The following is a 21,626-nucleotide window of genomic DNA, read 5'->3' as shown; positions in this document are numbered from 1 at the left end:
ACAGTAGTTGGCCGTTTAAGGACTAATTTTCTGGAGGGATGGGATGGGAAAACGCGCTTGCCTCGCGAGTGGCAGGGGCGGCGTGGGGCGAAGGCTCAAGCGTCGAATCGGAATATCTAGCAAACGCAACGGTTGCGGTTGTGGCGTAACAAAGAACCAAGGCGGCAGCGATAGCTACGCATAACCTTTTATCCACGAATTGCCTGAAGACTTGGCCTTCTGGCAGACGATGAAAGTCCGTTGTCGACGGCTAAGCAGAAATAGTGTGATATTTGAGCCCGAATTCGAGGTGTGCCTATACCGAGAAACAACCGTGACTGTATATGCAGCAGACCACCCGCGTTCTCCACCTCTGTCTTAAGGACAGGCACATCCGTGCACTGCAGGAGCAGGCGCACGCGGTCAATTTTCTCTGGAACCACTGCAACGAATTGTCAGTAAAGGTGTGGGAACGTGAACTGCGATTCCTCTCAGGCTATGATTTTCACCTGTTCACAAAGGGCGCTGGCAGGGCAGGCCTTGACCTCCACTTGGCAACGATCCAGGCGGTCGCTGAAGAATATGCAGTGCGCCGCAGGCGGGCCTGCAAGATCAAGCCGCGCTGGCGGAAGTCTGCCGGTGTCCGGCGCTCGCTGGGCTGGATACCTTTCAAGGCGAGCGCGATCCGCTATCGCAACAAACGGCTGTTCTTTGGCAAGATGGCGCTGCCGCTGTGGGACTGCTATGGTCTTTCCAACTTTGAACTGGGCGCTGGAAATATCAGTGAGGACGCACGCGGTCGCTGGTATATCAATATTTCCGTGACCTTGAAGTCACAGTACGGGCCACGCCGCTTCGACGCGACGAGGTCCATCGGCACTCGCCTCGGATTGAAGGACATCGCCGGGCTGAGCTGCTTTGACACGCACCGATATTGACCGATTGGGTCGATGGCACTGAAATGGATGCAACCGTTGAGTCGCACTGTGCAACTGCGCTGGAACTTAACTTTGCGGCCAGTTGTATGCTCTTCGCGCGGCAGATTCTGCTTTCACTTACGTTCAACGATATCCACTACTGACGCCAGGTACGCGAGAGCGAGCTTCCGGCGAAGGATCGTTTCGTCAGTCGACGCGCTTCTTTCCCGACGGTGCGGGAGCGGTGTCAGGCGGCAACTCGAAATGTTGTACGGACTGTTGGGCGCTAGTGGCCTGTTTAAGCCACTGGGCATTTCGCCTCAGCCTTCCCAATTATCTCCAGTCGCATTGCGCTAGCGTGCTTCCGTACATGCTGGTTGCTCGCTCTTTATTGCCAAATGCCACGTCTTCCAGCTTGATTCCGAGTTCTTTGATTCGGGGGCGGAGATACGCAACGATGGCATTCCTCTTTCTTTCATCTATTAAGTATTCGTCCTTCAAAAGGCTATCGACTCATTGTCTCCGTGCACAGGTATTGCGCGGGGGGGAGCCTGACAGTACAGCCCGGGCGGCTGGTGTTGAACATCGTCACTTCGACACTATTTGGGAGTCAGTGTTCGATAACGTCGGGCACGGTGAGAAAGAACGTTTATTGCACACGATTTAATAGCAATGGGATCCGCATGCATGGCATAGTTCGATTGTTTATCAACAAGAGGGAGAGTTGCAATGGCAACACTAGAACAGATTCAGTCGAAACTGAAGAAGCTCCAGGCCCAGGCGGAAGTGATGTTGGCAAAGAAAGCACAGACCGCAGTGGACCAGATTCGGGCGTTGATGCTTGAGCACGGTCTTACTACTGCGGACATTGAAACAAAAACGAAGCTAACGCGAGAAGGAAAGACCTCAAGGAAAGTCGCGTCGAGTATTGGGAAAGTCGTGGCGGGCGTCAAAACCAAAGGCGCAGCCAAATACCGACACCCGAGAACGGGTGCAACGTGGAGTGGCCGTGGGCGCGCGCCTGCGTGGATAGCTGACGCAAAGGATCGCACCAAATTTTTGATTGAAAGTACGACCGGCGCTACCGTTACCGTAAGTGGAACCACTGCGGGTAAGCCGAAGGCTGCTGCCAAAAAGCTGACGGTCTCCACCCGAACAGTTGCTCGCACGGGGCAGCCGAAGGGGCCGCAGCCGGCTATGTACCGCGATCCAAAGTCTGGCGCGACATGGAGTGGGCGGGGCCGCGCACCGGCCTGGCTTGGCACGGACCGTGGCAAATTCCTGATCGATGGCGCAATTGCAGAATCAGGGGAAGCCGGTGCTAGCGCGACAGCCAAACCCAAGACCGCGCGCGTTAGCAAGGCAGTAGGCAAGAAAAATGTAGTCGACAACGTCGTTGCAAAAAAAGCAGCAACGAGACAGGCAACGGCTGGTAAAAGGGCTACCGGTGCAAAGGTGTCGGCTAAGAAAGTTGCAGGCGCGCCTGTTGCAAGAAAGGCCGTGGCCAAGAAAACGCCTGGGCGGACGGCCGCTGCAAAAAAGGTTGCTGCGACCGCTGAAGTTGTACCTGCTATCCCGGTAGTTTCTACGGCCGAGGCAGTAGCCTGATCCGTTGGAGGAGCGGGCTTGCAATGGCGACGGGACGCAGTGTTCCGTCGCGCACATCTCGTTTGCCGTCGTCGGCGGCAATAAATTTGATATCGTCTGATAGAGTCGACAAGCCCGCGACGGTCGTCCCGCGATAAACACGATGCTTTGCGAGACGGTCCGCAGGACTATCAGCTCTCGATTACTGTCACGAGTGGGCCGCTCCAGTCGTAAGCGGCTCGCCCAGGCCATTCATCCATGCGCGTACGCGTGAGGCACGATGGTGATCTGAACCTGCCGGTCAGGTAGCGGGATCCGGTGGACTGTCTGGCAGCAAGGGGGGCGCGAATCCAGCTGAGTTCCACACCAACGTCTGACCAACTGGGGCTCCACAGTATGGATTACATCACAGCGCAAAAGGCAACAAGCCGCGTCGTCATATTGCCGCCAGCCGCTTCCTTGCTCCGGCGGTCATAAACTGTGCAATGACCGTTTCCTTGATCAAATCCGGCTGTACCGGGTTCAGATACTTCGGGCCAGGGTAAAGCTCGTGAAAGAGATTGCGGATGGCATTGATGTGAGCCTCGGGTTGCCCACCGAGCTGCGGAGCGCAGCGAACCAACACGTCCGCCGCCTCGCAGTCGACAGCACCATCGGTAACACAAATCAAAGCAGCGACTTCGCAAAGCGCAGATTCAAGAAATGCCGGAAGCTCACGTAGTCTCGCGTGGTCGCACCAGAAACGCTGTTCGCGTTCTGCGAGCCAGTGTAACACCGCGCCGCTCCCACTCATGGATGCGCCTAACAGACGCGAAAGCACACTCGCGTGTAGCAAAAGCGTGTTACTCACATCCTGTGGTTCCTCCAGCGCAAGGGGGATGGCAAGCAGGCCCAGCCGCTTACGAAATTCTGTTTCTGCCTTGCTGGCGGTCGAGAGCCGGCTCTTCGCGCTATGTCCAATACCTTCCAGGCGAATGATTTCCGTGGCCCTGCTCTGCAGAAGATCCCCTGTGGTTCCCCTCTGTCGACGCGCCTTGTCCAGCCAGGATCCCGCAGTGCGCGCAAGCAAGATCAGCCGTGCCTTCCCCTTTTCGCGATGAAGCACCTGCAACACTGCATTGAGAGTTTCGGGAGACTGTTCCGCGTAGTCGATGATGGCAATAGTTGACTGACCAATCGTCCGCAAGCTTGGCGGCCGGTCGGAGTCTGGAGTCCAATTCACAAAACCGCCCGACCATTGCCCTGTTGCCAGCAAGATCCGGCCGAACTGTCGACTGAAGCGTGTCTTACCGACACCGCCGTCGCCAACGATGATTCTGATTCTGAACTTGTCCGACGTTTCGCTCCATTGGCAGAATTCCGTGATTTCCTTGCGACGCATATGGAACGGAACCACCTCGTAGTCCGCCCGCAGCAACGCTGCGGCTGGGGCGTTTCCCGCCTCCCAGCGGTAGGTTTCGATGACCGCATCGATGGCGCGAATCCTGCCAGACGACCGCCGTTTGCCTACGTCGGTCTGACCGACTCCGCGTCCGACGAGCTCCGGGTGATCAGCGAACAATGACCGAAAGGCATCCACGGAAGCCGACAGGTCTTGTTTGAAGAGCAAGTCACGAAGACGACTGAGTTCACCTGAATACAGTATCGGATGTCGAACATCCCGTTTTGCCGCAATCTGTATGATCAGGAGAGAAGGAAAATCGAAGTCGGCAGCGGTGACCTGGCGGCCAGCGTCGCAGAGATCCGGCATGAGGTCCTGGGCAATCCTGCACACCTTCACGTTTAACGGCTGATTAAGGTTGAACGCCGCAAATCCCGCTTCAGGCGGAAAACAACGCGCGCGGGCAGTCTGGATCGCCCAAATCAATTGTCGTCGGATTCGTGCTCCGTCAATAGCGACTTCGCCGGCTCTCTGATAAGTGCTTTCCACTGCTCCGAACACAAATCCGCTCGAGAGATGTGCCTCCAGAAGCTCGACCAGAAGCTTGCTTTCCGACAGGCGGCTAGTGGCCACATAGCGTCTGAAACAACGATCTATCGCATACGCATCGGCCGCGTAATCTAGCGTGGCAAAAAAGTCCGTTTGCGATGGCCCGTCAATCATGTACGTGGATGACGCGACGCCCTGAGAAATGTGCCGCCACTCGTGCAGCAAGAACAGCTCGACCGCGAATTGCCGTGTGCGCGCCGATGTGCCTGAGCGTGACCAAAAACTCGCATACGCATTCAGCAACGGCGGGAAAAGCACCAGCCTCCGTTCCTCCTGCCGGTGGTCAAAAAATTTATCTGGAGTATCAGCGGCCCCTAACTCGACGTCAAGTTTGAGAATATCTTCCCGACGTACGTTTGGCCCCAAACTGAGCGATCGCCAGTTATTCGATGGACCATCAAGCCAGCTCTTCCATGTGTCCAAAGCCTTTCGGAACTCGTCTATGACGTCATCCTGATTCATTGCTTTTCTCCCGAAGCATTCCGGAGCAGATGCGGTGACTCGACAGACTCAAGGTCTACTGAATTGCCTGCGTGAACGCTTTCGCCAGATCCTCTAACGGAAGATCGGCGGCGAGACGAACAAACCGCTCGGCCGCCGACTGGAGATCAGTAGCATCGAGCTCTTCCCTGGTCATAAGCTGCCCACTTGAGCTGATGCTGGACAGCTGACACATCGTCGCAAAAGACGCCCTCATGTCTCGCTCCTCATGCTGCAGGCTTAACAGCAGCGCATAGCTGTTCCACAGATCCTCCCGTCCCACGACCTGAACCGTCGCCTCGTCCAGAAGTTCGCTACATGTCGCTTCAAGCTTGGTCCGCGCCGCAGCGGTCTCGCCAATTGATGCTTTGGCGGCAGCGAAATTGGAGAGCATGGAAAACAATTCTGCACGATTACGCGGACGCACGAGTCTTGTCTTGCGCTGCCAGGCCTCCGCGACGGTGATTACCCGCATCCCCGAAATGAGCTTTCCTGCGGAAAGCAGAACGACGGAGCGACTTGCGAGTAAGGCGACTCGTTGGGCGATGACTGCTGGATGCCGCTTCCACGTGGAAGTCCGGAAGATAAGCTCCGAATCGCGGTCAAGCAATGTGGCTTTTTCGGCGTCTTTCGTCGTATGCGCGAGCATCGCGGCAAGATTCGCTGCCTTGTATCGAAGCAGGAAGCCGTCCAGACTCACCTCAGTCCATCCTGCGGGCAGCATACGTATTACGCCTACAGCCTTGGCAAGCACACGTTTCGCCTCACGAACCGATGCGAGGCGATATGCAAACAGATTGGTGGCGTTTAGCAAGATAATTGCGACCTGCTCGGCACAACGATGCGGATAGTCCTGAACCAATTCCTCGACCGCGTCGCAAAGCTCCTTCAACGCCTTCTTTGCTTTCCGACGCTGTCCAGTTCCAATCAGGATTTCAATCGTAGACTGACTGCATACCGCCGAAAATTCGAGCGCCCTTGCAACATCGTCCATTTTGCCAATAACTTCATGCGCCTGCGCACACCGTTGTATGGCGTCTTCGAAACGATCGTCCTCGATTAACAAGTCGATATATTTGACAAGGATCCCTGCGAGGGTTTCGCTGGCACCCTCAGGATTATCGCGGAATTGATCTTCGAGTTGCGGGATCAAATCCTCGAGCACCGCAAAATATTCCGGCGTATCCTCTTTGTTGGCCTGCAGCGCGGCATGATTAGCCCGCACGCTTGCGCTGACCAACGATAGTTGATCCGGTGCATGGTCGCTCAGATCAACGTTTGTCAGCACCTCCTTGGCTTTTTCAGGCTGCCCAAGATACATCAACCTTTCCACCCGGCGATACTGGTTGGCTGAGGACGCTCCGGCACTCTCGACGTCGTCCGAACGTTCGATCAGCAACTCAAGCGCCCGGAGTCCGACTTGCCCAAGGCTGGTGTGCTGGGTTTCAATCAGGCGATCAAGTTGGCGAAGCACCTCATTTGATTCTACGCTTGGAAGTGCTGCTTCAATGTAGTGGACCAGCGGCTCCGCTTCGGCCTCGCTAGCGGCGATCAGCGCCTCGACGCGCCCATGGGCGAGAAAATCCTGAACGTGCTCGCGAAGGAGCAGGCTCATTCCGTCATGTTCGCGCGCCGCACGGGTAAAGTTAATCAGCTGGTTGATCCGCTGCCTCTGTTTGACCTCACCATCGACCACATTACCCATGAGGCTAGCTCCTAACCGGAAAGTTGAGGAACGACATCCCGGCACAGCTTGCGAACATTACGGCCATCAGTATCAACCACGGAAGCAAGCGACTGGTCTTTCTCGCGCATCGTTGGTCATTAGGGCGAGCTTGCACACCCTGTTCTCTCGTCGCTAGCGCGCTCGAAACGGCCGCCGCGATAACGCAAGAAACGAGCGCGAGCCCAGACATTGCCTGGAGCAGTGACAAGACAACGGCCACGAAACTGACGGGGGAATAGAAGCCGTAGCCCACGGTGGTCATAGTCGACGCACTCAATGCCAATGCGGCAGCCGGGCCGGTCAACGCGTTCTTGAACTCGGCACCGAGTTGACCGACGACGAAGTAGAGGTTGGCATAGATCACCGTCAGCGAGACAAACATGAGCCACGCGGAGCCGATGCCATCTGCAATACTTGCCTGGCTTTGATTTTTCGAAAGTAAATGACTAAGCATCGATTTTCGAACGATGCACAGACTTAAGTCGATCCAGCCATAGACAGCAACGGCAAACGCGAGAGCAGCAAAAAGCGATGGATGACCACGAGATTGCTGCCAGCAGAAGGCGTGAGCACTCAGCGCACCGGCTTGAACAAACAGAAAACCCCAGTTCCAAATCGCGTTCCGCCGCTCTCGCACAATGATTTGCGGATTATCAAAGGCCGGAAGCGAGTGAAGCGCCCCCTCGGAAGCCCATCCCTGAGCGATCCTTGCGAAAGAAAACATCGATCCTCCGTCCAGTGGAACCGATGGGAATGAGTGCCCCATTCGCACCGCAGGGAAAAATACTTTCTGGGAGCAAATGAAACGAACGGTGCTCCCCGGTGTCCATTACCCAAACCGTTTGCGCATGCATGTGACCCGCGAACACCTTTAGCTGCGCCGCCGGGCCTTTTCCAATGCATCACATCTCAAGGAAAGTGCCATAGCTAATCGGTCTTCGGACACGCCTGGGAGCGACGCGACCCTAGTGTAATCGTCGATCTCACCGAGACTGTCTCCGAGGTCGCCGCGGATTTCTGCGCGTACGATCAAAGCATCTGCTAGGAGGTCCACCGGGGCACCTGCCAATTGAATTACGGAGGTTAGAGTCTCGATTGCCTCATGCGTTTTTCCGCGAGTCTTCCGTATGCAAGCAATGTTGAAGAAGGAGCGTGCCAATAATTTGTCAGGGGCATTTGGAAGTTGAATAACGCTCATATAGTCACTGATTGCGCCCTCTTCGTCGCCTTTTCCTGACCTCGCTATTGCCCGGTAAACAAATGCCGCTGCCGTCGTATGAACATCTATAGTTGCGCGCGACAGGGCGGAGGTGTAGTCGTTGATCGCACCATCCGTATCATCTCGTTTTTCTTTCATTTCGCCGCTTAGAAAATATGCCCGCGCCACCAAGTCATCCGGTGCGCCAACGACGGTAGCTGCTGCGTTGACGTCGTCTATCGCTCCGTCGTAATCCCCGTTTGCGCGCTTCTCGAGTCCTCGCAGATACAGTGCCGTTGCCTTAACGTCTGGCGACACGGCCGAGATTGCCAGAACGGCCGAGAAATCCTGGATCGCACCGTGGCTATCGCCGCACTCCGACCTTGCAATGCCACGCGCGTGAAGCGCCTCAGCGCTACGCCCATACGAGTCACCGGTCAGTGCGACGACAGATGTGAAATCGTCAATTGCACCATTGAGATCTCTGCTCCGGTGCCTAATCAGACCACGTTCGAGTTGCGCGTTCGCCAGTACATCCGGGGGTGCATTGGATAGTGCTATCGCCGTGGAGAACTCTTCGACGGCTTTCTGATCGTCGCCCCGGGTCTTCAGGACGATTCCCAGAAAGTAAGTCGCGAGGGCAACGACGTCTATGGGAGCGTTTGGAAGTCGTCGGGCCGTTTGCAAATCTCGGATCGAATCATCCCAATCTCTATTTTCATCTTTTGTAAGTGCCCGTTTCATCAATGCAAAGGCGATCAACGATACCACTGCGGCGTTACGTTGAATGGCACGCGGATAGAGGGCATCAAAGTCCGAATAAGCGCCCAAAACCTCAGCGCCGGACACGATCTTTGCCGCCTCGATTAGACAACTGACTTCTGGGTCAACTCCAATTAAATCAGCCGCCTCCGAAAATCCGCTAAGTGGTTTGATAAGTGATAAATCCGACTTATTGTCTGCTGCAATGAGCGCCGCAGTTGTTTCTACCATCGCGCTTGCCTCTCGTCGCATTAGAGGGCGCTTGTGCTCAATGAGCCATCGTCGCGCCGCCGAATGACGGGTGTCATGGCCATAAGTAGGAAACGGCCCGTCGCTGAGCACGTTACGATCGGCCAGCGTATCGAACGCCGCTTGCGGGAGGTTCATCCCAAGGATGTGCCGAACCGCTGACCAGCTGTGTAGGTCGAAACGAGGAAATAGCGCGAGGCGCGCGGCCAATCTTCGAGAAAATTCGTCAGGAAGGTCATTCAAAGCGTATTCAAGGTCCGCATATCGTAAGGCCTGCGCATCGCGCGCAGCCCGGATGATGTCATCGGGCTCTTGCAGGGCTCTACGAGTGTTAGGGTCCGTCCAAAATCCTATAACGCCAGGGTATCCGTCAATCAGGTCGATAAGCTCACGTTCACCCAAGCTCGTAGATGCTGGCGCAGTCTGACGCAGGAAACGGATAGCTCTGCACGCTTCGTCAGGATCTGAGAGATCCATCGATGATAGTTCGTACACTTCTGCGGAAGCACTGAGCCTACAAATGTTACGCGCTCTTGCATTCGCGGCGCTGCCCGTGACGTGGTCCGGGTCTGGATGGCGAATACAGAGGAAGACGTGACAATGCGACCAGTCCATCAGATGCTTTAGATATGCCTCAAGCAAAACTGATTCGGATTCGACTGAATCGGACTTTCCCCATGCATCGAGAATCAGCAGGACTCGACGCGCGCTTGCCTTCGCTACAAAATCAACTAGTGAACACGCTTGGTCGTATGGAAGCGGGGTAATTTGCAGGCCTCCAGAAAGCAGACCTTTCTGTGCACTGGCCAGGCTATCGAAGGCAGAGCGGATCAGTTTTGCAGCACCCCCGGAAAGTTGCTTGCCTGCAACGTTTTCAAACACCATGCCGAAGACTTGGCCCATGCGCGGTACGAGGTTGTCTTTGTATTGATACCAAAGGCTTTGCGCCTGATCTCCTAAAGTGGAGTCGGCGAGCCAGCGGGTGTAAAGGTCCGCCACCGTGTACAGGATGTGACTGCTTTCTGGTCCCTTCGCCTCGTGGTATCCGATTAAGTAGTTGCCGTTGTGAAGCAGTCGGCGCGCCACTTCTGTCACAGTCCAAGTTTTTCCGATCAAAGGCCGCCCCACGATCGCGGTTAACCCTGGGACTTGGGCTCGATGTAAAAGTCGCTCAACATCCGCCTCACGCCCGAAAAGAACTTCCTTACGGTCTTGCGGAAAGTCTTCGTCCTTCATACAACCCTCGTTGGCGAAGCCGGCAGAACAACTTCAAACTTACTGACAATCATATTACTCGCACATGGAAGTCTGCACGAGCGTCTCGCAGCACTCAGGTCTGCGATCATCACTGATAGCCGCCCCGAAATCGCGATGGGGCTTCAGACACATGTTTGATTCTGATCTGCGAAATTTCATGACTTTCGTCGATCGGAGCGATGGATTGCCTTAACAGAATTGTATGGAACTGGGACATAGGTAACGTGTATCGGGACATGGGTAACACTCTGGAAACGTCTTTTCCGGAGCTGAGCATGTCGTGGAACCCGAGAGATTCTTGACGACATCATCTGGCTGAGAAAACTTGCACATCGACGTCGGCAAATGCCACGCCGAAGCCGGCAGCCACCATGGTGATGACGGTGGACATCTGGCCCGACAACGCCTGAACACGGGGACGAAAACCTGCTTTTCCGCAAATGGTCATCGTCATCGCATAGAAGCAGGTACCCCACCTCTCTACGCCGCATGAGCTCCGCGGCAAGCAACCACACACGAGTCCACGCTGCTTCTTGAAAAACGGGCCAAGCGTGAAGCCGGGATTGAGGGGCAGTGATCAAACCCGGCGCACAACTGATTGAGTGTCCGACGTATTTTCAGATACCTCAAAAAATTGCAAGAGAGAATTGACCAAATGGATACGCAAATTCCCTTAAGTTCACTAACCATCCGTCGATATAAGTATGAAGAATGTGCTTCATAATTCATGAATTTGGAATGGCAGCCAATGGCTGCTGACCGCAGCAGCGTCGCAAGATCTGCGGGAAGCTTGGTTGGACGACAATTTTGCCGGCTCGTGACATGCTCAATGCAAGGGGTTCCATAGATATGAAACTGTCTTTTGTCCAGAAGCTCTGGCTGCCGTTAGTTCTGAGCCTGTTCTGTCTGGCCGGCATATCAAGCTACGACGCTTACCAGACGAAAGAAATGCGATTGGCCGAGCGCAAGGCGGACCTGAAACACGCGTCGGAGATAGCGCTGACTGTCGTCAAGACTTTTGGCGATCAGGTAGCGGCCGGCACCATGCCCATAGTGGAAGCCCAAAAGCGTGCAATGGACTGCATCCGGAACATGCGGTACGGAGAAGGACGCTATCTGGCGATTCTCAATTCCAAGCCAACTGTTCTGATGCATGCAACACAACTGGAGTTGAACGGCAAGGACGTCAGCGACGTCAAGGATCCGAATGGTGTTTACATCTTCAGAGATATGGTCTCTGTCATCAAGCGCGACGGCCAGGGCTTTACCGCCTATAGCGCGATGAAGCCGGGAACAAGCGGAACTTCCCCAAAAATTGCCTACAGCGTTAGCTATCAGCCGTGGGACTGGATTCTCACCACCGGGCTCTATATCGATGACATCAATGTGGCATTCCGCTCGTCGTTGTATGAGAGCCTCGGAATTCTTGTGGTATTGGCCGGCGTCCTGTCGGCTGTCGTGCTACTGCTCAACCGGAGTATCTTCCGCTCAATAGGTGGCGAACCGACCTACGCCGCCCAAATAGCCAATCAGATTGCCGATAACGACCTGACTGCCGTGGTAGTAACGGCACCGGGTGACCGCTCAAGTCTGTTGTTTTCGATGAAACGCATGCAGGAGCAGCTCACACAGACAATCGGCATGATCAAGATTTCGGCCAACTCAATTGCCACTGCCACGCACCAGATCGCAGCAGGAAACCAGGATCTGTCACAGCGCACCGAAGAGCAGGCTGCGTCGCTTGAGCAAACAGCCGCTAGCATGGAGCAACTGACATCAACCGTCACCCAGAACGCTGACAATGCCAGCCAGGCCAATCAGCTCGCCGCGCGGGCCGCGCAGGTGGCCGAACAGGGCGGAGCGGTAGTATCCCGCGTAGTTGAAACCATGGAGGGTATCAACGCCAGCTCTGACAAGATTACCAGCATTGTCGGTCTCATCGAGGGTATCGCCTTCCAGACCAATATTCTCGCATTGAATGCAGCCGTCGAAGCCGCGCGGGCAGGTGAGCAAGGACGAGGATTTGCGGTAGTGGCTTCGGAAGTGCGTTCACTGGCACAACGCTCCTCGGCCGCGGCCAAGGAAATCAAGGATCTGATCCACGATTCAGTGGAGCGGGTACAGGCTGGCGCCGGTCATGTGCAAGAAGCCGGAACGAAGATGCGCGAGATCACTCACGAGATCAGGCGCGTGACAGACATCATGGGCGAAATTACCGCCGCCTCGCAGGAACAGAGTAAGGGTATCAGTCAGGTCAGCCAAGCCGTCACGCAGATGGATGAAGTCACGCAACAGAATGCAGCACTTGTGGAACAGGCCGCGGCAGCAGCCAGTTCCCTCGAGTCGCAAGCGAGTGATCTGACCGCTTCCGTTTCAATGTTCAGGCTCGATGCCTCACACGTCATCGACGTAACCCCTCCTGTCGCGCAACAACAGCCTGCTGTGGAGCGCGTGAGGACATCAGGCACGCCCGTTCCGAAGCGCTCCGCTTCGGAGCCAGTTCGTGAGACGCAAGGTGCCGAAGTTGGTGAATGGAATAGCTTTTGAAGAACATCCGTATGACGGGTGATTTTTTACAGACGGAGCAAAGCGCATCTGTAAACGGCGGTGTTAAGGCTGACCCAAATCTCAAGTGCAACGTTGAATAAGGCAGAGGCAAAGCCAGTCATTAGTGTACAACTCGTCCAAATGCGTCGGACACAATTGCTGCGGGCTGTGGGCGATTAGCCCTTCTGAGTGAGACTAAAAATGAATCATATCAATGAGGTGCTGGACCAGGTGACCACGCTCGTGGACGCTAACAGAAAAAAACTGGGGGTTCTGGGAGCTCGGGCGATGGTTTTGGGCGCATTTCTCGAGGCCGCAATGCCCCACTTCACGACGTCGCAGCGCGCCGAAATCAGCCGATCATTTCGACGAGGTATTGAAGAGGCAATGTCGTTGATGGACGATCTGGTGTTGCCCGCCGAATATCACTCGGCACTGCTCGAACTCACCAATGCCATCCTCGCCACGCTGGGCCAGCAATCGGTCGCTCGTGGATAGCCGAACGTTGCTCCCAGCTCGACTCCTATGCCTTCGCAAAAGTCAAGTCCTCTTGCAAAGAAGCGGTCCAGCTTCGTACGAAGTGCCGAGTCCGAGTAAGAGAGGAGCGCTCCTAAGATAGCCCAAAAAGATTTGAGTCGCGCTTCATCAATCTCGATTACCTGTAGATCCACCGATTTTTGCCATGCGGCAACCCAGACAGCGGAGACGCTGCGTCAGCGCAGATCAACGGGCACCAGATATAGCATCGTGTTTGGGTAGCCCGAGACGTAGCAAAGCTATGCCGACCGCACACCGTCTTTAGGAGTTTACAAGCTCTGTGAATGCCTTGCCCGCAGTGAACTTGACGGTTTTTGCAGTTGCAAACTGAATTTCCTTTCCCGTTGCGGGATTGCGTCCGGTCCGTGCCGCCCGTGCGCCTGAGCCAAACGACCCAAATCCGATATTTTGCACGCTCTTCCCATCGATTACGGCCTTCATCACCGTATTAATGAAGGCGTCAATCGCCTCGGCAGTTGATGCCTGCTCGCACCTGATGCGGACGCAACGGCATCGATGAGTTCCTGTTTGTTCATACAAGAGTCCTTCTTCGAAAAGAAATAACCATACATGTTAAAGGGCACTGTACGCCACGGGCCACAATCCGAAGTCGGTACGTGCATCGCCCGCGTATCAAGCCTGCTATGCGCTCGACAAGAATCTTAATCGCCAACTTAGACTATCGAACCAGCGTCTTTCATAGATACGCCCAATCAATAAGTTTCGGGGTATTGGTTTTTCTGTTTCTTCGTAATAGTGGCACCTCCGATGCAGACGCATCCTTCTCAAGGAGATCAAAATGAGCCGCAACACCCGAACACAAACGTCGGATCACGAGGACCTGGGTTCGCCCTACGGCAACATGCTTACTGCCGCCAACGACCAATACCATGCCGTGTGTTCGATCAATAAGCATGGGCCTGGAAAACATCAGCGCGCCCTCGAGCAAGTGTATTTGGAACAAGGCATCACCAACGACCCGTGGGAGGCTATGAACATGGCCAACTGGGAAGTCAACAAGACGAGGCGCGTCCAAGCCGGCGAGCAAACCAACCGAAAAGCGCGCCAGGTACTGGATGCCAAAGAGCGAAAACTTAAGAAGCAAAGCGACAAGGGTGTCGTGGACCCACATATTCAAGCACCCGGGAAACTTTCACCCCAGGTTTTGCCGGCGCTTGAATAGCAGTGTGAACCGGGCCCCGCATGCTCAGATCCGCTCGCGGTGCCCTCAATGCCATTGGCGCTACACCCACCAAGATATCTCTGCAAAAATGAAAACGACTCAAATGAAAAAACAAACGGTCCGCAAGGCGCACAGCGATGCTCGTGAGACACTAATTCCGAAAATTGCTGACATTTTGACGATCACAAAGGAACAGGCGGACGACCTTCTTCGCACAGTCGACGACGAAGAAATCGAGGCTTTGACTGAAGCGATGACATCGCGCGTGCAAAAAATCGCTGCCGACCTCTACCAGGAGCAGTTTGCGCTCAGCGATGAAGATGTGCGGGACGAGAAGCTGGGAGTGCGCAACTGGATACAGAACTCACTCGCGCGTCTGCCGGTGCAAAATTGGGTAGAAGCTGACGGCGTGGGCCGTGTCATCCCTCCCAAGGAGGCCTCTCTTAAGTACATCAACCCTACCGCACCCGACGAAAAGGAACTCAGGAGTGTGCAAAAGCAACTCAACAACCGTACCGCTCTTTATAAGGCGCTCATCGAGATCCTGCCCGAGAACGTGCACGCGGAGTACGCGCCCATCCTCAAGCTCGAGAAGATTGAAGTCGCCGAAGACGCGCATCCCAACTTGACCGACGTCAGCCTCGCCATAACGATTCAAGGCATCGAATGCCTCTACTACAGCGAGTACGCCAAGCGTGAGCAAGCATTTCGCCGCATCAAGAACATCCCGATTGACGCCCCGACGCCCTATAACGGGATGAGTTGGCTGGCTGTACGTGCCCATCACTATGCCAACATCCATTTGCACATATGGGATATCAACCGCGTACGGGATGCTGCCGATGTCGAAGAGATGCAGGTCCCGAAACCAGCCTCTGGCGAACCGGACTCCCCCGAAACCAATGTCAACGCTGAAATTCGCCAAAAGCCGAAGTGGGAGCTCACGCTTGAACTCGTTTGCAACATCGCGGCCAACCGTGTACTGCAGGAGACCGGCAAGATCGGGGACCTTGCAATGCGCGCTACTGCTGTGAGTGTGCAGATGCTCGACGCCCTCAACCGTCTTGGGATCAACGAGGTGCCCGCGGTCGCAAATGAGCAGGACATCCTGGATACACTCACCCAATGGTTTGGGCCCAATGGTCTCGTGGTCAATGAGTCAGGGTTCGGTACGCCCCTTGGCAACCAGGACATGGAGGTAGTCAAGTACCACTCCGAGCATGTGCAGATCCATTACCTGAAAACGCGCGGTGCCAATGCTCCGTTTGCACATGACAAGATTGAAAACCGGTTCATCTTTGCGCTGGCGATGGTTGCGGTTGTCTATGCGAAGATCCAGTTGGAGAAGGAGTTTGTCGGAAGCACCAACCCGACCTACGCCGCCTTCCCTGCACAAAACAAGCGCGATGGCTTGAATAGCCGGCTCAAAGCGTTGCCTGCCCATTCACGGGAACTCATCAAGAGCCTGTACGGGCAGATTTTCTTTAGTAACACGGAGTGGAACATCTTGCACGACGATGTCCAAGTCTACGCTGACGGCATGACAGACAAGCGTAATGTCTTGCAGACCCTGATCTTTGAGCTGTTCAAGCGCTCCGCCCCCAAGGAGTTGCTGAAGTTGCACAATATTTTTGAGAGCATGGCCGAAGAGTGGGAAACCGATTTCTACGCGCATCCCGACACCCATCTGCTTCCCGAGCCGGGCCGGATAAATTTCGTTTGCAGTGCGGTCGCGGCCATGGTGAATGCCGAGTCGAACGAGTTCTCCGTGCCTTGATCGCGAACCTGTTGCGCAGCTCGTGCTCTGGACAATCGGTGATGCCGAAACGCGAATGTCTCCCCGCACACGAACACTGATGTTCCCCACGAAGTTACCTCTTGTAGAGCTCATTCTTAAACGCGATGATCAGGTTCGTGCGGACTCGACACTTACTGCTGCAATCGCTTGTCGTCTGCGCCACCGAACATTTCTCTACTCGCGTTCCCGACCAGGACCTATCCGTTGGCGGTCGCAACTTGAGAGCGTAATCGAATCCGCGCTACATTGACCCTGATCAATGTGTCGGCGACCTGGGCAAAAAATATCCGCTGTCTTTACCGTTCCTTGCTTCGATCGAAAAAATGCCAATGCCGAAAATGCCCATGTCCTCCGTCGCGCCGAGTCTCGAGAAAGCGACTATCGCAAGCGCAGCCGTCGTGATACCACAAACGCAGAGCGCAATTATCCAAGTCCCGGCAAGCGGTATCCCGGTTCGTGTCATGGAAGGTCCAAGCGACTGGCTAACACCAACCCTCCAGATAGTTGTCGCCATCTTCTCGGCAGCCGCGAGCGCGGCCGCAATCATATGGCAGATGCGTAAGCAAAGCGAGCAGGCCGAGCAGCAGCACAGGAAAGCGGTCAAGGCGGATCTTCGACTTGATGCCTATCGGGACTTCCAGCACGTGTACGCACCGCTTACGCAGACGTGGGTGCCGTCAGCCGGTCTTACAGCGGTCCGTACTGCGGTCGGCATTGCGGTCGAGCAATTGAGAAGGACGGGGCATCAGCTGCCTGTTCTAGAGCGTACAGACCAGTTCATGCAACATGTGAACGGATACCGAGACAAGGCGCTTGCTCTGATTTTCTTCATCGAGCGATACGAGTCGCTGTTGCCGGGCTTCGACATCTTCAGGACCGCGATCAGTGCGGCGCTGCGCGACGTGGGGCAATTATTGTTGCCGGTGCAAGACACACTGCTCAAATGGCTACCGATGGAACATCCGCAGAGCACTACAACGGCGCACCAGTTTTTATCGATTCCCGTTATCACGGAGGCGGCTCAAGTCGAGATTAATGCAGCATTGGCACCACTCGATATTGCGCTGGGTCGGCTGACCTGCTGGACTGTTGATCTTTCTGTCGATATCCAGAACACCCTACTCGGGCACTACGCGGAGCAGAAAGTAAAGCAACGCGTTGCATCCGACCAGACTTTCTTCACCGTGACCGCCGCTTCAGAGCAGCGCGCACGCCTTGATGCTCTGTTTGCTGCCATGCCGTGGGGCCGCGCTTCGGGGACACATGAATGAGACACGGCCTACGCTCTCCAACGCAACTGATCCGCGTACGCAATGCGGCACGAACATTTCTTCTAGACCGTACAGCGGGCAAGCGTGGACTCACTGACCTGCCGCGCCAGGCAAGTGCGCTGTTAGAAACTTTAACAAAATGAGTTCCGGAGGCTGTTAACTTCCAACGATTGCTGTTAACCTCATCATTGTTTCGGTGACGAACAGCATATGGCCAAACCGATACTCGATGATGAGTTGTGGGCACTCATTGAACCATTGTTGCCTCCACCCAAACCCCGCCGTTCGCGGTATCCGGGACGCAAACCGCTGGATGACCGTGCCGTGTTCACGGGCATCCTGTTCATCCTGCAGACGGGCCTGTGCTGGGACCTGCTGCCACGCGAGATGGGCTGCGGCAGCGGCATGTGCTGCTGGCGCCGTCTACGAGATTGGCAGGCCGCTGGCGTCTGGGACCGGCTGCACGAAGTCCTGCTTGCGAAGCTTCGCGAGGCCGACCGGATTGACTGGTCCCGTGTCGTTGTCGATTCCTCCTCCATCCGCGCGGTGGGTGCAGGTCAAAAACGGGACCGAATCCCACCGACCGCGCGCGACCTGGTTCAAAGCACCACCTCATTACCGAAGCGCAGGGCATCCCGCTCGCAGTAATCCTCACTGGCGCCAATCGACACGATGTCACCCAGCTTCACGCGCTGGTTGACGCCATCCCGCCCATTGCTGGCAAGCGAGGCCGGCCACTTTCGAAGCCCCGCATCGTTCAGGGCGACCGGGGCTACGATCACGACAAATACCGCCGTCCGCTACACGCTGCTGGTATCGCCACCGAAATCGCCCGACGTGGTGAGCCTCACGGTAGCGGGCTGGGCAAAACACGCTGGGTCGTCGAGCGAACCATCTCCTGGCTTCACAACTTCCGACGACTACGCGTCCGTTTCGAACGCCTTGCATTTATCCACGAAGCCTTCATGAAAATCGCCTGCTGCATCATCTGTTGGCGAAAACTGAAGAACTCATTTTGTTAACGCCTGTTAGTGCGGCGCGGTTGGGCTTGTAACGCCAGCCCTCTGTGCAACCAACTCACAGTTCCGTCATCCAGCTCAGTCTGCCTGCAGTGGAACGACCGTTCTGACTTTCACGGCGACTCGGCCGTCTCGGCTCGTGCCGATTTGCCGGTGCACCTGCCTTAAGAACCGCACCGGCCGAGCGGGTGAAAAAACATCGCTACACGTACGTACATATCCGGCGACTTGATGGCTACCCGAGCAGAAATGCGACTGCTTCAAAATTTGTTGTACCAAGGGAATGGTGACGACTGTTGATCGACACACCTGTATCGCCCAGCATCCTCGAAATCGGATCGGATGACCCACCTTGCTACGGCGGGCCTTCTTGACTAAGGCTTGCATGGCTATGGAGTTGCCAAACGTTTTAGCGCGTGTTAAAGATTTGCGTCTTGCATGTCGTTATGCAGTGAAATAGGTCAGTGCCATCGCACCTACCCGTGCCTCATGAAGACGCGGGATGCACGACGCACTAGTTCTTTCGGGGGAACGAATCTTGAACCACCAACGATCGCCACGGTCGCGCGCAGCGGCTCCGGGCGAAGTCATCTATTCCGAAGGCTTCGTGGGCGACGCCGTCATCTACGTAATTGCAGACGGAAAAGTCGAAATCTTCACCCAATGCGACGAAAAAAAGATCATTCTCGCCACGCTCGGCAAGGGCGAGTTTTTTGGCGAAGCCTCGTTGCTGCCGGCCGAACCACGAGCGCACACCGCGAAGGCCATCAGCTTCTGTCAATTGACCGTCATCGCGGCAAGCGTGGTGGAAGAGGAACTCGAACGTGTATCACCGCTGCTGCGCCATATCGTGCGCACGATGATTCGACGCGTGAAGAAGAAGGACGATGTTCTCGCCACCAATACGCATGCTGATTTTCTGCCAGGTGTTCTCTCGTACGCGCATGTTTTGTCGCTGATGGCGGGTATTGAGGGCGCAGACCGGGTAGATGGGCGCGCACGCCGCGGCCAGGGGGAGGAGTGCTCGGTGCCCCTGCCCGAAGTAATCAAGAAGTGTCATGCGATTGCTGGTCATTCCCGTCCGCATGTGATGGCGATGCTCAAGCGCATGGAAAAACTCAACCTCGTCACGCTTGAACCGGGCCGCTCTGATTGCCTGAGCACCCTATCTGCGCGCCATTTGGCGCAGCCGGGCGGCAGCTCGTGACCTTCGATCCCGTGCGGGTCACGGAGCGGGCCCAGCAGGTGGCGGACCACGATCTCGACGTGTTGATCACAGCGAACTGGAACTGATCGAGCTGGCCGACCTGGAAGCCCTGATCGGCGTCGAGAAGAATCTGATTCTCGACAAGCCCCTTTTGCTTTCCGCCGTGACAGGCGAGCCGATCTCCGATCGCCTGTTCTCGGTGATGACCGAGGCGCGAAAGAAGGAGGTGTCGTGGGTCATGCGTCGTGAGATCAAGATCGATCCGCTCGAGATTGCCGAGACCGAGGAGCGCTTCATCCAGACCGTGCGCGCGATCAAATCGCCGGTTGCCAGAGCCTTGCGAAACGCAAAAATGTCTTCGGCGATTTCCGCATGCGAGGTCATCGGTGTCAGGCATCCACATTGGAAAGCGGCGCTGCTGCGCATTACGTATTTTTCCCGGCATACCCTCCGTGGTGTCGGCGAGCTGAAATCGCTGGCCGATTTGGAGTTTGTCGACCAACGAACCTTGTTCGAAGCCGTGAGTGCTTTCGACACCTATGACCTCGCGAAACTGGGGACGGCCCCGGGTTCGTCGCCAAGATCCGTAGGCTGCACCTGATAAGGTAGGCAGATCTGTCTGATCGGAGTACGCCTGCAGAGGGTACTGTATCGCGACGAACCTCGCGCAGGCATCTATCGCTCACAATGATGCCTCATCTGACCACTTTGGATTGCCGTTGGTTTGAAGGTGCACAAATCTGGTCATGCAGATCGCTTTCGCAGGGCTGACTGCCACCCTCCCGAGGGGTGCGACGTTGCCGCCATGACCCAGGGGTACCTTCGCACTCGGGGGTGGCTAGCCGTCTCGTGTGGCAAGCCAATGCTCGCTCACCACGCAAAGGCAATTTACGGTCTGAGTGGGAAACTCGACACCGGGCGCAGGCAAATTGCTGAAATCCACGCGGTCCGGCTGATTCCCACTGCTTCGCGACGATGCGTCTTCAGGTTAGCACGCCGCCATGCTTCCTGACGCCGGTTTCGAGGCGGACAACGCCGCGCAAAGTCGTGGGCCCTAGGCGCAGCCTATGGCGGGCAAAGCTAACTCATATTTGCGCGTGAGCGTTTCCAAGGGTCCAATGCAGTCTTGCCGGTGTGCACCGATACCAGTTGAGCTTGGAGGCGTTACACGCTGCCTGGACCGCTTCTTCTATCGTTGCGGCCTGCACGCCATCGTGCCGTGAAGTGCGAAGCGACGCGAAAAAATCGAGTCGGCAATTGAGATTTTCGCGCTAATCAAACCACCACCCGCCTAGAACGCCAAAGTTCGAGTCAAGTCAGACGGTATGGGTGTTGGCGTCGCGAACGTGACAATTTCGATGAATCCGTTCGTTGAAGTTGCGGTCGAAGAAGCTATGAAGGGAGTGGGCGTGGTGACGGAAGTGGTCACCACTGGGCAGTTGAGTCGCGGCCGCAGAAAACGCTGCATACGGCACTCGCAATTGGCAGGGACCGCGTGATCCCGATCGGGTAGAAAGAGGAACTGTTGGTGGCCGGACTGAAAGCGCGGTCAGCAAGAAACAGTCAAAAGTGGTGATCCCTGGCAAACAGGTCATCGACGATTCAAACCGGACCGGCAAGATGCTGGCTGCCTGGTGTGACCTTTTGCATACGGTGCTCGCGTCGAAGCGTGTCGTGGCAGACTACGGTCCTGTTGGTGACCTGTTCGCCTTTACCCCTTAGTTCTTTGGGCAGTTTCGTTTGAAAGCTATCTTGATTCACTTGTCGATACTAGCGAGCGTTATCAGCACAAGGCGCAGTTGCAGTACTGCGGGCCTTTGGCCGCCTTACTATTTTGATAAGCAGATTAGGCATGGAACACTCAACGATCAAGGCAACATTGTCCTTTAGTGATAAGTCGCCGAGCGTGGAATTACCCC

At 55.7% G+C, this 21,626-nt stretch carries 13 protein-coding genes and 3 pseudogenes; 10 read left to right on the top strand and 6 right to left on the bottom strand.

Annotated elements, in window-relative coordinates; genetic code table 11:
- Positions 1–323 precede the first annotated feature (323 nt).
- Together P0D96_RS42315 and P0D96_RS42310 are read left to right on the top strand one after the other, a co-directional pair.
- Complete coding sequence (locus tag P0D96_RS42315; RefSeq protein WP_408319800.1) at positions 324–917, top strand: hypothetical protein; 594 nt, start codon at positions 324–326, stop codon at positions 915–917.
- A 708-nt stretch (positions 918–1,625) separates the two neighbouring features.
- The gene (locus tag P0D96_RS42310) at positions 1,626–2,504 is read left to right on the top strand and encodes an H-NS family nucleoid-associated regulatory protein (protein ID WP_408319798.1); all 879 of its coding nucleotides are present in this window, start codon (positions 1,626–1,628) and stop codon (positions 2,502–2,504) included.
- A 415-nt stretch (positions 2,505–2,919) separates the two neighbouring features.
- Here P0D96_RS42310 and P0D96_RS42305 read toward each other — a convergent pair whose 3' ends face one another.
- From P0D96_RS42305 to P0D96_RS42285, 5 genes are all read right to left on the bottom strand, one after another.
- Positions 2,920–4,935 (bottom strand): hypothetical protein, encoded by a 2,016-nt coding sequence (locus P0D96_RS42305; protein ID WP_408319796.1) that lies wholly within the window; start codon positions 4,933–4,935, stop codon positions 2,920–2,922.
- A gap of 55 nt (positions 4,936–4,990) precedes the next feature.
- Positions 4,991–6,658, bottom strand: a complete 1,668-nt coding sequence (locus tag P0D96_RS42300) for a hypothetical protein (RefSeq protein ID WP_408319794.1) — start codon at positions 6,656–6,658, stop codon at positions 4,991–4,993.
- Positions 6,659–6,662: 4 nt separating this feature from the next.
- The gene (locus tag P0D96_RS42295; RefSeq protein ID WP_408319793.1) at positions 6,663–7,403 is read right to left on the bottom strand and encodes an ion channel; all 741 of its coding nucleotides are present in this window, start codon (positions 7,401–7,403) and stop codon (positions 6,663–6,665) included.
- A 147-nt stretch (positions 7,404–7,550) separates the two neighbouring features.
- Positions 7,551–10,124, bottom strand: a complete 2,574-nt coding sequence (locus tag P0D96_RS42290; protein WP_408319791.1) for a tetratricopeptide repeat protein — start codon at positions 10,122–10,124, stop codon at positions 7,551–7,553.
- A gap of 328 nt (positions 10,125–10,452) precedes the next feature.
- A complete protein-coding gene (locus P0D96_RS42285; RefSeq protein ID WP_408319789.1) occupies positions 10,453–10,599 on the bottom strand; it encodes a hypothetical protein in 147 nt (48 codons plus the stop codon).
- A 395-nt stretch (positions 10,600–10,994) separates the two neighbouring features.
- Here P0D96_RS42285 and P0D96_RS42280 point away from each other — a divergent pair, with 395 nt between their 5' ends.
- Positions 10,995–12,692 (top strand): methyl-accepting chemotaxis protein, encoded by a 1,698-nt coding sequence (locus P0D96_RS42280; protein ID WP_408319787.1) that lies wholly within the window; start codon positions 10,995–10,997, stop codon positions 12,690–12,692.
- Between the two features lie 201 nt (positions 12,693–12,893).
- Positions 12,894–13,190 (top strand): hypothetical protein, encoded by a 297-nt coding sequence (locus tag P0D96_RS42275; RefSeq protein ID WP_408319786.1) that lies wholly within the window; start codon positions 12,894–12,896, stop codon positions 13,188–13,190.
- Positions 13,191–13,490: 300 nt separating this feature from the next.
- Here the strand turns inward: P0D96_RS42275 and P0D96_RS42270 are convergent.
- Positions 13,491–13,765: pseudogene (locus P0D96_RS42270) on the bottom strand (HU family DNA-binding protein).
- A gap of 263 nt (positions 13,766–14,028) precedes the next feature.
- Between P0D96_RS42270 and P0D96_RS42265 the strand changes: the two are divergent.
- The 6 genes and pseudogenes from P0D96_RS42265 to P0D96_RS42240 form a co-directional block, all read left to right on the top strand.
- Entirely contained in the window at positions 14,029–14,412 is a 384-nt protein-coding gene (locus P0D96_RS42265; RefSeq protein ID WP_408319784.1) for a hypothetical protein, read from the top strand.
- 103 nt (positions 14,413–14,515) lie between these two features.
- Entirely contained in the window at positions 14,516–16,189 is a 1,674-nt protein-coding gene (locus P0D96_RS42260; RefSeq protein ID WP_408319782.1) for a hypothetical protein, read from the top strand.
- Between the two features lie 365 nt (positions 16,190–16,554).
- Positions 16,555–17,481 carry a hypothetical protein gene (locus P0D96_RS42255; RefSeq protein ID WP_408319780.1) on the top strand — a complete coding sequence of 309 codons (927 nt, stop codon included), beginning with the start codon at positions 16,555–16,557 and terminating at the stop codon, positions 17,479–17,481.
- Positions 17,482–17,691: 210 nt separating this feature from the next.
- Positions 17,692–18,503 (top strand): IS5 family transposase gene (locus P0D96_RS42250; RefSeq protein WP_408319778.1). Its coding sequence is split into 2 segments (ribosomal slippage): positions 17,692–18,040 and positions 18,040–18,503, totalling 813 coding nucleotides; the frame shifts between segments, so codons are not numbered across the junction.
- 535 nt (positions 18,504–19,038) lie between these two features.
- Positions 19,039–20,044: pseudogene (locus P0D96_RS42245) on the top strand (Crp/Fnr family transcriptional regulator); the annotation flags it as partial.
- An 87-nt stretch (positions 20,045–20,131) separates the two neighbouring features.
- A pseudogene (locus P0D96_RS42240) lies at positions 20,132–20,287 on the top strand (Crp/Fnr family transcriptional regulator); the annotation flags it as partial.
- Positions 20,288–21,626 lie beyond the last annotated feature (1,339 nt).

Source organism: Paraburkholderia sp. RL17-347-BIC-D (assembly GCF_046027915.1).
In the GTDB taxonomy this organism is placed as follows: Bacteria; Pseudomonadota; Gammaproteobacteria; order Burkholderiales; family Burkholderiaceae; genus Paraburkholderia.
This window is presented reverse-complemented; position numbering and strand designations above follow the sequence as displayed.

Coding starts and splice junctions, on each gene's coding strand:
- P0D96_RS42315 (WP_408319800.1), top strand. CDS start 324: ATGCAGCAGACCACCCGCGTTCTCCACCTCTGTCTTAAGGACAGGCAC.
- P0D96_RS42310 (WP_408319798.1), top strand. CDS start 1,626: ATGGCAACACTAGAACAGATTCAGTCGAAACTGAAGAAGCTCCAGGCC.
- P0D96_RS42305 (WP_408319796.1), bottom strand. CDS start 4,935: ATGAATCAGGATGACGTCATAGACGAGTTCCGAAAGGCTTTGGACACA.
- P0D96_RS42300 (WP_408319794.1), bottom strand. CDS start 6,658: ATGGGTAATGTGGTCGATGGTGAGGTCAAACAGAGGCAGCGGATCAAC.
- P0D96_RS42295 (WP_408319793.1), bottom strand. CDS start 7,403: ATGTTTTCTTTCGCAAGGATCGCTCAGGGATGGGCTTCCGAGGGGGCG.
- P0D96_RS42290 (WP_408319791.1), bottom strand. CDS start 10,124: ATGAAGGACGAAGACTTTCCGCAAGACCGTAAGGAAGTTCTTTTCGGG.
- P0D96_RS42285 (WP_408319789.1), bottom strand. CDS start 10,599: ATGACGATGACCATTTGCGGAAAAGCAGGTTTTCGTCCCCGTGTTCAG.
- P0D96_RS42280 (WP_408319787.1), top strand. CDS start 10,995: ATGAAACTGTCTTTTGTCCAGAAGCTCTGGCTGCCGTTAGTTCTGAGC.
- P0D96_RS42275 (WP_408319786.1), top strand. CDS start 12,894: ATGAATCATATCAATGAGGTGCTGGACCAGGTGACCACGCTCGTGGAC.
- P0D96_RS42265 (WP_408319784.1), top strand. CDS start 14,029: ATGAGCCGCAACACCCGAACACAAACGTCGGATCACGAGGACCTGGGT.
- P0D96_RS42260 (WP_408319782.1), top strand. CDS start 14,516: ATGAAAAAACAAACGGTCCGCAAGGCGCACAGCGATGCTCGTGAGACA.
- P0D96_RS42255 (WP_408319780.1), top strand. CDS start 16,555: ATGTCCTCCGTCGCGCCGAGTCTCGAGAAAGCGACTATCGCAAGCGCA.